General features: G+C 52.9%; 10 protein-coding genes. All 10 read right to left on the bottom strand.

Annotated features, from left to right (window positions below; translation table 11 throughout):
• Positions 1–15 precede the first annotated feature (15 nt).
• Positions 16–834 (bottom strand): rhamnogalacturonan acetylesterase, encoded by an 819-nt coding sequence (locus CHB92_RS14080; RefSeq protein ID WP_089319852.1) that lies wholly within the window; start codon positions 832–834, stop codon positions 16–18.
• A 156-nt stretch (positions 835–990) separates the two neighbouring features.
• Positions 991–1,761, bottom strand: a complete 771-nt coding sequence (locus CHB92_RS14075; protein WP_089319900.1) for a rhamnogalacturonan acetylesterase — start codon at positions 1,759–1,761, stop codon at positions 991–993.
• Between the two features lie 11 nt (positions 1,762–1,772).
• Positions 1,773–2,975 carry a pectate lyase gene (pelA, locus tag CHB92_RS14070; protein ID WP_089319851.1) on the bottom strand — a complete coding sequence of 401 codons (1,203 nt, stop codon included), beginning with the start codon at positions 2,973–2,975 and terminating at the stop codon, positions 1,773–1,775.
• A 90-nt stretch (positions 2,976–3,065) separates the two neighbouring features.
• Positions 3,066–4,823, bottom strand: a complete 1,758-nt coding sequence (locus tag CHB92_RS14065) for a glycoside hydrolase family 28 protein (RefSeq protein WP_089319850.1) — start codon at positions 4,821–4,823, stop codon at positions 3,066–3,068.
• 12 nt (positions 4,824–4,835) lie between these two features.
• A complete protein-coding gene (locus CHB92_RS14060; RefSeq protein ID WP_089319849.1) occupies positions 4,836–6,539 on the bottom strand; it encodes a glycoside hydrolase family 43 protein in 1,704 nt (567 codons plus the stop codon).
• A 41-nt stretch (positions 6,540–6,580) separates the two neighbouring features.
• Positions 6,581–7,570, bottom strand: a complete 990-nt coding sequence (locus CHB92_RS14055) for a pectinesterase family protein (protein WP_089319848.1) — start codon at positions 7,568–7,570, stop codon at positions 6,581–6,583.
• Positions 7,571–7,582: 12 nt separating this feature from the next.
• Complete coding sequence (locus CHB92_RS14050) at positions 7,583–8,824, bottom strand: glycoside hydrolase family 88/105 protein (protein ID WP_089319847.1); 1,242 nt, start codon at positions 8,822–8,824, stop codon at positions 7,583–7,585.
• 150 nt (positions 8,825–8,974) lie between these two features.
• Positions 8,975–9,913, bottom strand: coding sequence for a pectinesterase family protein (locus tag CHB92_RS14045; RefSeq protein ID WP_089319846.1), 939 nt, complete (start codon positions 9,911–9,913; stop codon positions 8,975–8,977).
• Positions 9,910–11,292: a pectate lyase family protein gene (locus tag CHB92_RS14040; protein WP_245842581.1), complete on the bottom strand. Its 1,383-nt coding sequence runs from the start codon at positions 11,290–11,292 to the stop codon at positions 9,910–9,912. Before CHB92_RS14040 ends, CHB92_RS14045 begins: the two co-directional genes overlap by 4 nt.
• Positions 11,293–11,338: 46 nt before the next feature.
• Positions 11,339–12,649 carry a DUF4861 domain-containing protein gene (locus CHB92_RS14035; protein ID WP_089319844.1) on the bottom strand — a complete coding sequence of 437 codons (1,311 nt, stop codon included), beginning with the start codon at positions 12,647–12,649 and terminating at the stop codon, positions 11,339–11,341.
• Between the last annotated feature and the right edge of the window lie 40 nt (positions 12,650–12,689).

Genomic DNA, 12,689 nt, shown 5'->3' with positions numbered 1-12,689 from the left:
CTGATTATAGGGGCACTATTTCTTCGCCGAAGCCTCTGTTATCTTCAGCTGCTTCATACCATTAAACACCAGTTGCGCCACGGCTCTGGCACCCTCCGGCTGGAAGTGCGTGTTGTCCTTCTCCCCCTCTGGATAGGCCTCATACTTACCCGCAGGCAGGTTCATGAAGTAATGGTTGGTCACGTAGTCCTGTCCTTTCGCGGTGAAGGCATCAATAGAAAGTTGTGTGAGGTCAATTAGTGGCACATTCAGTTCTTTGGCTACATCCTTTGCTGCCTGCGGATACTCGCCGTGCACGCTGCTCAGCTTGCCGTCTTTCCAGGGGTAGTTGCGGTTAACGGGTGTGAGGATGATGGGCAGGGCACCTTTCTGCCGGGCCTGGTTCACGTACAGTCGCAGGTACTCTTTGTAGGCATTCACATTCGTGTAGCGTTCTGGCTTGTTCTCAGCAGCATCGTTGTGGCCGAACTGCATCATCACCACGTCCCCTTTTTGCAGTGCTTTGTATACTTCCGACCAACGGCCTTCCTCAAAAAAAGTACGCGTGCTACGTCCACCTCTTGCCTTATTTAGCACGATCACGCTGTCTGCTTTAATGATGTTGCGGATCTGAGAAAGGCTATCGGAGCTCATGAAAGGCTGGAACACTTGTCCCCAGCCGGCAATCGGGTAGCGTTCCTTCCTATAGTCCTTTTCGTCGTAGTTGCCTGTGTAATCCGCTACCGTAGAATCGCCGATCAGGTAGACCTTAACAGGTTTCTTTTTAGAAGGTGAAAATGCTGCGAAGACAAGGCAGCAAAGCAAAAGTAGGACGGCACTGTATCTCTTGTTCATAGTAGAGGCTTGTAAAATCTAAGTTTATGTAGTTGTAGCGCAAGCGTCCGCTTGTGCTGAAGTAGCTGAATAAAGGTGGAGGCACTGGAGTTACAGTAGAGGCACAAGCCGACGATTGCGTCATGTTTGGCCATTTACTTGCCGTGCTTTCTGGCTCTACTTCTTCAGGTACTTAGCTACCTCCGGCAGGTTCTGCTGTAGCTCCTCTGCCACCAGATCACTTACCCGGAAAGCACCATAGGCCGAGAGGTGGGTGTCGTCTGTGCGGCCTTGTGGCAGGGACTCGTACTCATTTGGCTCCAGGTGCAGGTACAGCGCTTTAGACTTTTCCGCTCCGTAGCGCGACACCAGTTCTCTGGTGCGCTTTTCCAGGTCCAGTAAAGGGACCTGCTGCGCTGCCGCTACGGCTCTCACCACTTCCGGGTACTTGCCATGCGTGTCTACCAGCTGATCGTTCTCGAACTTGCGGCGCACAATGGGGGTAGCCAGTACGGGTATGGCACCTTTGGCACGGGTCTCGGCAATATAGCGTTCCAGGTTCTGGCGGTAGTCTGTTTCCGGCGCGGCATAGCGCTTCGGGTCTTCACTTTTCTGGTCGTTATGCCCAAACTCGATGATCACGTAATCGCCTTTCCTGAGCTTTTGCAGTACTTTATCCCAGCGGCCTTCGTCGCGGAAGCTCTTGGTGCTACGGCCATTCACCGCATGGTTTTCCACCCTCACGCCCTCCTGCAGGTACAGCGGGAACACCTGTCCCCAGCCCTTTTCCGGGTTACCCTTCGCATAGGGTTTATCGGCTACGGTAGAGTCCCCTACCAGGAAAATAGTGGATTCTTTTTTCTGCACATAACTCATCAGTGGAAGTACAAGCACAGCAAGCAGGGCCCACTGTACAGCCTTAATCAGATATGTTATTTTCTTATTCATCTTGGAAAAACTTATTCTGTAACTGCCCATTTCCGCTTCCATGCCGGATAATCCTGCTCGACCAACTCCTGCGAAAACGCTATATACCAACTGTAACCTGACCTTCGCTCCTGCTCTATCTCCGCGAGCTTCTCATGCACAATGCCATCCCGGCCGACAAACATGGGCTTGTTTGTTCCGATCTCATAAAAGCGGGCTAAAAGCGGTGGTGCCGTTGGGTCCGTTACCACTATGCGGTCACGTTCAGTATGCGTGGTAGCATCCTTTATCCACTTTAACCGGATGCCGGTAATTTTCACTTGATTTGTCCAGGAGACAGCAGCATCTACGGCTCGGATGACTTCGGGGCTTGGCTTCTCAAGCGCCATCAGGTATTTGATAATTCCCAAGCTTTCCCCACCACTAAGTGAAACCAGCTCATAAGCACGGGCATTAGCGGGAGCCAGCGTTATATGATTGTGCTGTGCACACCATGCGGTCAACTTCCCGTTTACCTTAACCTGTGACTTGAGAATAACATCGAGCCCTTTTTCTACAGCATTTGCTGACAGCTCTTTTCGTGGCGCATCTACAAAGGCGTAAGGCGCCTTGTTCAGGGCCACATTGCGGAGCAGTTGCATTACCCCCATCATGGCGCCATCGTTAAACGTGATGTGCTCGTAATAGCCTTTCCGAATCGGGTAAAACTGCGGCCAACCGCCATTGTCGTACTGCGCTTCCAGTAGGTAATCCAGCCCACGTAAAAAGCCCTCCTTGTACTTTTGCTGGCCGGTTGCCTCGTATACCCTGGCCAGATACTCCATCTGAGTAAAGGTGGCGCCGTTGTCTATCGTAGCTACACCCCCCTTTTCAGCCGGTGCCTGTAGCGCCTTCTCCTCCTCCCGAGAGAGGGGCTTTGCCATGTCCGTATTCTTGTTCCACCCCCCATTATCGCGCTGATAAAGCAAGAGATTATCAGCAATGCGAACTGCCTCAGAAGAGGAATACCATTTCTTATCCCGCTTAAGCAATGCCCTGCTCCACCTAACTGGCTCAACAGTTCTGGCTAGCGCTGCATTGGCCGTGTTAACGGGACCAGCATTGCGGCATTGCCCGGCATAACCAGTAAAAGAAGCGCTGCAGAGGAGCAGCAGCGCTACCGAAAGCATAGGACGTATCAACACGTGTCTTGATTGGCTTACCTGCGTACAATCATTTAAACTGTTCCTGTTCATATGCCCAATCGTTAGAGAGCCTAGTTGAAACCAATTTCGCTTTGTACAGGAAGATTAAAAACAGCATACAGCTGAATGCTGCTTTGATGATTACTCCATGGATAAGGCCGTGTTACTCAGGTCTCTTCCTTTAGATACCTGCTTGGCGGAGTCTTTAAAGTCCTTGCGCTCCAGCTTTATGTTCTGTGTGAGCGGCCCCAGTACTTTCACAATTGGCTCCTGTGTCTCTTTATAAGTCAGCCCGTTTACCTCTATGTTCTTACTGTTATAGATGGTCAGGGCCGGCCCTTGCTCTGTCAGCACTTTCACGTTTTTCAGCTGTATTCCGTCAGCGTCTACAGCCGTGATGCCTTTTTTCGCTTTCAGCACAGCATTTTCCAGGCGCACGTTCTTCAGGTTCATCTCCGGCAGCCCTTGCAGCGCCAGTGCCTGCTCAGCGCCAGCCACCCGGATGTTCTTCATGTAAATGTCTTTAAAAGAGGGTGTCTCCTCTGTTACCGGTACTAATTCCTCTACCCTGGCCTCAGTGTCTGCGCTTTGCCCCTCTTCCAGCACAGGCGAGTTACCGCCATAGAACAAGTTAAAGCTGATGGCCTCTGTCGGAATGTCAATCATGTCGATGTTAGAAATGTAGATGTTCTCCACCACGCCGCCTCTGCCACGGGTGCTTTTAAAGCGCAAGCCAATGTCAGTGCCCATAAAAGTACAGTCCGATACGTGCACGTTCTTCACGCCACCCGACATTTCACTGCCAACCACAAAGCCACCGTGCCCGTGGTACACGGTGTTGTTTTTGATGATCACGTTCTCCGTTGGCATGCCTCTTCTGCGCCCGTCCTCATTCTTACCAGACTTGATACAGATGGCATCGTCCCCCACATCGAATGTATTATCGTAGATCAGCGCATTTTTACAAGACTCCAGGTCCAGCCCGTCGCCGTTCTGTGAGTACCAGGGGTTCCGTACGTTCAGGTTGCGGAGGATCACGTTCTCGCTCATGAGTGGGTGCAGGTTCCAGGCCGGTGAGTTCTGGAAAGTTGGCCCGTCCAGCAGTACTTTATTACATTCCACCAGGCTTACCATCACGGGGCGCATAAAGTCCTTTACGGTCTCAAACTGCTCTTTCCTGTCATAATCCGGCACGTTAAAGTTGCCGGCGGTGTCTCCTCGCTTAGAGCTTTCCGACGGATACCATACCTTGCCATCGTCGCTTAGCACTCCCCCCGATTTCACCAGCTTCTTCCACTGGGAGTCGGTCAGCTTGCTTTTCTTAACCGGTCTCCAGGCATCGCCCGAGCCGTCAAAGGTACCTTTGCCTGTGATCGCCACGTTCTCCAGGCCTCTACCCGAGATCGGCGACTGGCAGCGGTACGTATCGAGGCCCTCGAAGCTGGTGGCTACCAGCGGGTAATCATCAAAGTCCTTACTGAATATCACCATCGCACCGTCTTCTGCATACAGGTTGATGTTGCTCTTCAGCACGATGGGGCCTGTCAGCCACATGCCGCGCGGGATCACTACCTTGCCGCCCCCTTTGGCAGCCACATCGGCAATAGCCCTTTCGAACGCTTCTGTGTTTTTGGTAAGACCATCGCCTACCGCACCAAAGTCTGTGATACTGACGCTATAGTTTGGAAAGGAGGGCTCCTGTACCCTGGGCATGTCAAATTCCAGACCTTCATACATAGCGGCGATCCTGTTTTGGGTTGAGGAGGCGGTAGTATGGCTTGCTGTGGAAACAGCTGCCGGAGCCTGTGCCACAGGCTGGCGCTGGCAGGAAACGTTTAAGGCACCGGCCAGGCCTACAAGCAAAAGGAACCGGTTAACAGAAGTGCGTTTGATATTCATATGCATTGGTACTTATTTCTTACTTTGAAAAGTAGATGATTCATTAGGCGTGACTCTAAACCAGTCGACATCAGCGTAACCGGAGTCGTTTATCTTGTCCTGGCGCACGGCAAAGAGGCCTACCTTAGCGCCTATCCAGCGGCCTGGCACCGCCGTAAAGGCGCTGCCCACTGGCTTGAAGTTCTGGCCGTCTTCGCTATAGCTGAACTGACAGCGGGCTCCCTTGTCCACTGCCACCCGGAGGTACACCTCCTGGCCCTTGAGCTTACCGAGTAGTTGCTGTGTTTCCGGCGTTCCCTTACGCGCATCCGCTACAGTACTATAGGCCAGGTAAAGCCCGTCCTTTTTGCTTACAAGCGACAGGTGGGCATAGTCCTCCCCCATCACAATAAGGCCTGTGCGCTCGTTCTCCAGCTTTTCGTTTGGTGTAAAGCTCAGTTTTGTGGTGGCTGTAAAGGTTTCGGCAGGGAACTTCTGCAGCAGCAGGTTGGGCACGTCCCAGAAGTTCTTATAGTTCTCTGGCAGCTGATCTGTATAGAGGCGCAGTTTACCTTTATTGGCCATCGGGAAGGCCCAGGTAGCCTTGGGGTTGGCGTGCCACTGCCACTGCAAGCCCAATTTGTTCGCCTCAAACTCATCCGAATCTGCAGGAGTAGCGTGAGTGTGTGTTTTGCCAACGTTCGGCTTTTTATAGGCCATAACAGGCTGGCCAGTGCCGTTCCCGTCTTTGTCCTCGCCAATTACCGGCCATCCGTTTTTCCAGACCATGGGCTGCAGGTGCACTACCCGCCCGTAGGCCTCCATGTCCTGAAAGTGCAGGAACCAGTCTTCGCCTGTCGGGGTGTTTACCCAAGCGCCCTGGTGCGGGCCGTTTACGCTTGTTTTGCCCTGGTCCATCACGATTTTCTCTTCGTAAGGACCATACACGTTCTTAGAGCGCAGCACGAGTTGCCAACCTGTGGCTACCCCTCCGGCGGGAGCAAAAATGTAGTAATAGCCGTTGTGCTTGTAGAACTTGGGGCCTTCCACCGTCGGGTGGTTCTCGTGGCCGTCGAACACGATTACGCCCTCATCCAGCACCTTGGTACCTTCCGGATTCATCTTGTTCACGGCCAGCACGCTTTTGATACCAGCACGGCTACCCGCATAGGCATGCACCAGGTACGCGTTTCCGTCCTCATCCCAAAGCGGGCAGGAGTCAATCAGGCCTTTTCCCTCCATTACAAGCACCGGGTCTTCCCAGTCACCTGCCGGGTCCCTGGTTTTCACCATGTAAATGCCGAAGTCCGGGTCTCCCCAGTAAATGTAGAACTCCCCGTTGTGGTGGCGAATAGCAGGTGCCCAGACGCCGTTGCCATGCTGTGGTACAGCGAAGTGATCTGCAGGGGTTATCTTATCCAGGGCATAGCCAATGATCTTCCAGTTCACCAGGTCCTTCGAGTGCAGGATCTGCAGGCCGGGAACCGCGTTAAAGCTGGAGGAGGTCATATAGTAATCATCCCCCACACGGCACACGTCCGGATCCGAATAATCGGCGTGCAGTACCGGGTTCTGATAAGTGCCGTTGCCTTGGTCCGCTACCCACACCTTAGAGAGCCCATTCTCTACTGTGGGGACCTTACCCTGTACCTGGTGTTGGGCAACCGTAGAACAGGAGCAACAACAAACAAAGGAGGCAACAAAGACTGGGATACGTAATAAGCGGTAATTACTCATCTGTAAGGCTTGTTTGGGTAATGTATACTTGTATTAAAGGCCTACTTGCTTGCTGTCTCACTTGGCTTGCCAGGTATCCAGCCATCGAAGATGTTGGCCAGTGTATACTTGTTTGCCTGCTCTTTCGACAACTGATGCGACCACTTGACCCTTGCAGCGGCGTTGGCTCCGGGCCCTTTGGAACCGTGTTCCGCATAGTAAGAGGTCTTCTCGGCATTCGGCTTGTTCCAATTGTGCCAGCCTTCGGGTTTGATCTGGTCTCCCATGTAGGAGTTCAGAAACACTGTCTTGGCATAAGGCCGCCATGGCCTGCCCAGGAAATAAGAGTTGGCAGGCGCGTCGCCTGTAATGCGGCAGTTCAGAAAAACAAAGCCATAAGGCGTTTCCTCCAGTGTAGAAGCAGCCGTGATGTAGCTCCCGCCCTCTTTGCAATAGATCTCGCAATTCTCAAACACAGCGGTAGACCAGCCAAAGATAAAATCGGTGGTACCCTCTATGTAGCAGTTCTTATAGTACTGCCGGCTCTTCTCGCCATGCGGGTACAGCGTGTCCTGATTACCCAGGAAGCGGCAGTTGGTGAACATGACCTTGTCCCCGTCTATGCGTACCGCCACGGCCTGCCCTACCGGGCCTGCCGAATTCTCGAAGGTGATGTTCTCGGCAGAGAAGTCATCCCCGAAGATGAAAAAGCTGGATGAACCGGTTGTTCCCATTTCCTCTCCGAACCTGTTCTTTTTGGAGGCATAGTCGTCGTTTGTCAGAATGGTGTGCTTTACATCCTCGCCGATAAACCTGACCAGAGTCTTAGAGGCCGGCAGCACCAGCTTCTCTTTGTACACCCCGTTTTTTATAAAGATGCTTGTCTCTTTCTTCCGGAAATCGGGCACAGCGTTTATGGCTTCCTGCACTGTCCTGAAGTCGCCGCTTCCGTCTTTGGCTACTACAAAATCGTATTGCGGCTGTGCCTGCACGTGTGTTAGCACAAGGCAAAGCAACAGCGCAAATACAGCAGTATATGTCTTAATAGTCATTAGCGGTTGTCTTTATTTGGAAGCGGTTTTATTCAGCTCTTCGAACTCCAGGGAGGCCATAATAAAGGGTGCAACGGCTTTAGGATCATTGTCGCGGCGCTCTTCGTTGATGTAATACTCATAGGTGCCACTGCGGTAAGGGTTGCCGCCCAAGCCCGCCACGGCACATACCTGCGTAATACTGATGGTGCCATCTGGGTTCTCCTTGATCAGGTTGTTCAGGATGCCGCTATAGCCTTTCCGTGCCGTTTGCAAGTATTGCTGATCGATATAGCCTTTCTTGGCAGCCTTTACCAGAAAATAAGTGAACATGCTGGAGGCAGAGCCTTCGAGGTAATTGCCCTCCTTACCGCCCATGTCCACAACCTGCCACCACAGCCCTGTTTCTTCATCCTGATACTGTGCGATGGCCTTCGCCATTTTCTGTGTGATTTGCAGCACCTCATCTCTTTCCGGGTGGTCTGCTGGCAGGTAATCCAGCACGTCTACCAGGGCCATGGCATACCAGCCCATGGCACGGCCCCACACGTTCGGCGCCTGTCCTGTCTTCGGGTCAGCCCATTTTTGCTCGCGGCTCTCGTCCCAGCCGTGGCGCCAAAGCCCTTTTGGGGCATCCCAGGCATGCTTGTCTACCAGTATAATTTGCTTCGTCACATCGTCAAATAAGGCGGGCTCGTTAAACTCCACAGCGTACTGCGCCAGAAAAGGCGAAGCCATGTACAGCCCATCGAGCCACATCTGGTGCGGGTAGATCTTCTTGTGCCAGAAGCCCCCTTCGGTGGTGCGGGGGTGTGCACGCATCTGGTCGCGCAACTCCTCTATGGCCAGTTTATACTTGTTATCGCCGGTCTCCTTGTAGAGCTCCATCAGGAACTTGCCCGGATTCACACGATCGATGTTATAGTCTTTTTTCTTGTAGGTCAGGATGGTGCCGTCTTCGCTGATCATGGTGTCTGCAAAGGCCTGTATGTAGTTAAGGTACCGCTGATCGCCGGTGCGCTCCCATACTCTTTCGATGGCACTCGCAAAAAGCCCTTGGGTATAGTCCCATTTGGGTTTCTCCTTAAAGTCGATCATCCAGCCTTCCGGATTTCGTTTAATGTCGGAGTCCGCCATCCACACAGAGTAAGGTTTCTTTGCGGCGGCTGTTGCAGCCGTTTCTTGGCTCGCTGTCGTCTCGTTTAGGTTACCCCCGGAACTACAGGCGGAGGCCGCTAACAACAGCACAGGAAGAAAGAGTTTGGTAATCTTCATACTAATTAAGTTAATATAATTCTGGCAGTATCACTATCACAGCGTCACAAATCTGGCTCCTGTCCCTGCGTTGTAAACCTATAAATCAAGTCTACTGCCCTTAAAGACAATCGATTGCACTAACAAATAGAAAAAGGGGCGTACAGCAGGTTATTCCCCCCGCCAGCCATCGCCCCCCGCCAGTACCTGCTCCACCTTATACTTGCGAACCTCTTTTGCCTTCAGTTGTCTGGCCCAAGGCACCCGCTTTGCAGGAGAGCTGCCGGCTCCGTTTGACTTGTACTCAGCATAAAAGGCTGTTTTCTCCGCATCCGGCTTGTTCCAGTTGTGCCAACCCTCCGGCCGTATGTGCTCTCCTAGCTGAGTGTTGATAAACACGGTCTGGGCGTAGGGGCGCCAGGGACGGCCCAGATAGACTTTGGTTGCTTCGTTGGAAGCGGTAATGTTGCAGTTGAGAAACACAAAGCCGAAGGCCTGCCCTTTGGGCGTAGAGGCAGCCGTGATGTAAGAGTTCTTTTTGCAGTGGATGGTGCAGTTTTCAAAGACGGCGGTGGCTGGCCCAAAGATAAAATCTGTCGTCCCTTCGATGTAGCAGTTCTTGTAATACTGCCGGCTGCTGTCTACCCCGGCGTAAAGGGTATCCTGGTCCCCAATGATGTTACAGTTCTCAAACACACAGCGGTCTGCTTCCACATGCAAGGCCACCGCCTGGCCTACACGACCCGCGTTGTTCTCGAAGGTGATGTTCTTTGCCCTGAAGTCGTTGCCCTGCACCAGCACGGTATAGGAGGTAAAGGTGTTGATATCCCCTTTGCCCGAGTAATCGTCCCACCGGATGATGGTGTTCTCCTTGCTTTCTCCGATCAGGGAGATACTCGTCTTCCAGGATGGAATGACCACTTTCTCGCGGTAAACGCCATCCTTGACGAAGATCTCTACTCGCTCCAGCGGAAAAGCCCGGACAGCATCCACAGCCGCCTGTATAGAGGCGTAATCGCCGCTGCCGTCTTGCGCCACCACGATCCTTTGCTGCTGTGCCTGGGCGGCAAAAATGGTCAGGAAGAATAACAAGGCCGTTAGTAATCTCATATCTTCTCTTTTTTGTTCACGAGGCTGTTCAGGTACACTTCGATGTTGGTGTACTGTTTGTCCAAGGTGTAAGCCGTTGCATCCTCCTTTTTACCGGGGTTCAGCTTGTGCTCTTTTTCCCAGGCATCGGGCATCCCATCCTGATCTTTGTCGGTTGGCGCTGGTGCCGATCTTAGCTCCGGCCATCCGCCCACATCCTGCTGTGAATCGATAATACCGTTCTTGTTTTTACCGCTTGCCGGGTTGTTTCCCCGCACCTCCTGCAAAACCCGCTCATCTACCTGGTCGCGCTTCAAACTAGCACCCGCATTGGCTAATACCAGTTCATATCCCTCTTCCGCTCCCTGTTCACGCACGGTGACTACCTCGTAAGGGTTTGCAACCAGGACCGAGTCAGGATGGTCCACACTAACTCCGAGAGCATTGTACTGCGTAACCTCCTGGTTTCCCTCTATCACGTTTCCGGCCATAAAGAACTGTCCATAAGGCGCGTATGGCTCCAGTAACCTGTCTTTTTTCGATTTTGGAGTGGCAGGCCCCGGCTTATAGTAGTTGTTCACCATGTTGTAGCGCCCCTTTTCACCACCATACACGTTATTGCCTCCCCAGTTATAGATCACGTTATTACGGAAGTCAACCAGTTCATTTGCGGAGTTCTGGGTAGAGCTGGACCCACTGAAGCGGGGCATCCGGCTCATGTGGTTGGCAATCAGGTTGTGGTGAAAGGAGGCTCCTTCCCCTCCCCAGATACCACCATAGCCGTGGTCTCCCTTCGCGTGCACGGACTGGTTCAGACTCTCTGAAATGATGCACCACTGCAGCGTAAAGTTCTTGTTCCGATAGAAAGAAGCGCTCTCATCCGTTGCCCAGCTCATGGAGCAGTGGTCTACAATGATGTTGTTTTTGCCTTTGTTTGCGCTCACGGCGTCTGACTGTACTCCTTTTGTATCACCTAAGCGAAAGCGCATGTACCGTACGATCACATTATCGGCTTTTATGTTCATAGGATGATAGCGCAGCGTTATTCCGTCACCCGGCGCAGATTGCCCCGCGATGGTAATATCGCTGTTGTTGATATCAAGCGGCGACTCCAAGTCGATGTAACCTGAGACGGCAAACACAACGGTACGTGGCCCCTTCTTCCGGATTGCCTCCCGCAGGCTGCCAGGCCCTTCGTCGTTCAGGTTCGTGACCACCACTACCTGCCCGCCGCGGCCACCGGTGGTATATTTCCCAAAGCCCTCTGCTCCTGGAAAAGCAAGTACCCGCTCTGTTTCAGGCGTAGGTACAGCCGACACACTCGCCGGTTGCTGTGCGCAACTGACGAAGCATATCGTCTGAAAAACTAAACCTAACAAACACACTTTCTTTAATCTCATCTCTTGTCTTTTACCTGCTGCTACTGGAGCCACGGCTGTTTCCTGACTATAGTTCTTTGGCGGCACGCGCACGGCCTGTCTTCCCGCCGGACACTTTCACCAGCACCGGGTTTGCAAGCTCCCGGGCCGTTTGCTCCAGGTACTGCATAAACTGCTCCTCGGTCTTAATGCCCTCCGGCTCCAGTTCCCAGGCGGCCAGGTAATAGTACTCCAACTGTCCGCCTGTCGGCTTTAGCTGTACCACGTGACTGTTGGCGTCTTCTGTAAAGGCAATCAAATCTGTTGGCCGGAATAGCACGGCTATCCCTAACTGATCATTGTTCAGGCTTTGCTCGCCGTAGCTTGCCAGGTAGCCCCATTGGTCTTTGCTGCCTTTGCTGGCGTAGCGCTTTGCTTTGGCGTCTTTGTTCAGGCCGGTGCTCAGGTTTTGTGGTGAAGCTCCCTGTACCTGCACCTGGTGGTGCGTCAGGCGGCTGCCGGCATGTATGCTCAGCAGCGAGTGCAGATCCATTTCCAACCCCGCTACTTTCCAGCCATAGTAATTAGTGCGGATAGAGGAATAAACATCTCCATTCTCTGAAATCACGCTGATCATACTGTCTGTTTCGGCTACGCGGTTTGCCTGCCCCTCGTGGAATAAGGCCAGGGTACCTACGCCCAACGACTTGCCCACCTTGAGCACGTCCATCCCCCAGTCTGCCTCCTCGTGATAAGAGTCAAAGCCATCCTGTCCGACCCGCTGCAGTACCACGTCCTGTGTCTTCTTCCCGAACACATCCGTGCCGTTGCGCCAGTCCAAGTAAAAGCGGTAGCCTACTTTGTCTGACTCCCAGCCCGGTCCTTCGTAGCGGATGAAGTTGGAGTGATCGGTGTGCTCGTCCGGCACCCGTAGTGAGTCCACGTTCTGGAACGTGCCCCCAATGTATTTTCTGTTTTGGAAGGTCCCCCCCACCTTGTGCGACAATTCTGCCTGGGTACGCTTTGGGTACTGGCGCGCCAACGTGCCGTCTTTCTTAAACTGCACGGTCAGCTTGCGTGCCTCCCCGGCCTTCATTTGGTCCAGTACCAGCACTATGCCCTTGTGGGCGGCATCCCTGCGGTTATACTGGCTGGGTATTTCGGCCTTTCCATCCACCACCACGAAGGCGTTCGGGTTGAAGGCAACATTCTGCTTCAGGATTTCACTCTCCGGAATAAATACCATTACGTTATCCCGTTGCTGCTTCAGCGGGTTCTTTACCTCTATCCCAAAGGCGAGTGGGAGCTCTTGCTGCAGGCTTTGCGCATATAGCCCTGTGGAACAGAACAGCACCAGCAAGAACAGACAGCGCAATGTGGGAGACTTTACATGTGTCATTTTTCTTAGATTTTATCTGAACTCACGCTCGATTGGCGTT

Source organism: Pontibacter ummariensis, from assembly GCF_900188175.1.
In the GTDB taxonomy this organism is placed as follows: Bacteria; Bacteroidota; Bacteroidia; order Cytophagales; family Hymenobacteraceae; genus Pontibacter; species Pontibacter ummariensis.
This window is presented reverse-complemented; position numbering and strand designations above follow the sequence as displayed.

Bases quoted from the DNA above. Each gene is read 5' to 3' on its own strand.
- CHB92_RS14080 (WP_089319852.1), bottom strand. From the start codon at position 834: ATGAACAAGAGATACAGTGCCGTCCTACTTTTGCTTTGCTGCCTTGTC.
- CHB92_RS14075 (WP_089319900.1), bottom strand. From the start codon at position 1,761: ATGAATAAGAAAATAACATATCTGATTAAGGCTGTACAGTGGGCCCTG.
- pelA (WP_089319851.1), bottom strand. From the start codon at position 2,975: ATGAACAGGAACAGTTTAAATGATTGTACGCAGGTAAGCCAATCAAGA.
- CHB92_RS14065 (WP_089319850.1), bottom strand. From the start codon at position 4,823: ATGAATATCAAACGCACTTCTGTTAACCGGTTCCTTTTGCTTGTAGGC.
- CHB92_RS14060 (WP_089319849.1), bottom strand. From the start codon at position 6,539: ATGAGTAATTACCGCTTATTACGTATCCCAGTCTTTGTTGCCTCCTTT.
- CHB92_RS14055 (WP_089319848.1), bottom strand. From the start codon at position 7,570: ATGACTATTAAGACATATACTGCTGTATTTGCGCTGTTGCTTTGCCTT.
- CHB92_RS14050 (WP_089319847.1), bottom strand. From the start codon at position 8,824: ATGAAGATTACCAAACTCTTTCTTCCTGTGCTGTTGTTAGCGGCCTCC.
- CHB92_RS14045 (WP_089319846.1), bottom strand. From the start codon at position 9,913: ATGAGATTACTAACGGCCTTGTTATTCTTCCTGACCATTTTTGCCGCC.
- CHB92_RS14040 (WP_245842581.1), bottom strand. From the start codon at position 11,292: ATGAGATTAAAGAAAGTGTGTTTGTTAGGTTTAGTTTTTCAGACGATA.
- CHB92_RS14035 (WP_089319844.1), bottom strand. From the start codon at position 12,649: ATGACACATGTAAAGTCTCCCACATTGCGCTGTCTGTTCTTGCTGGTG.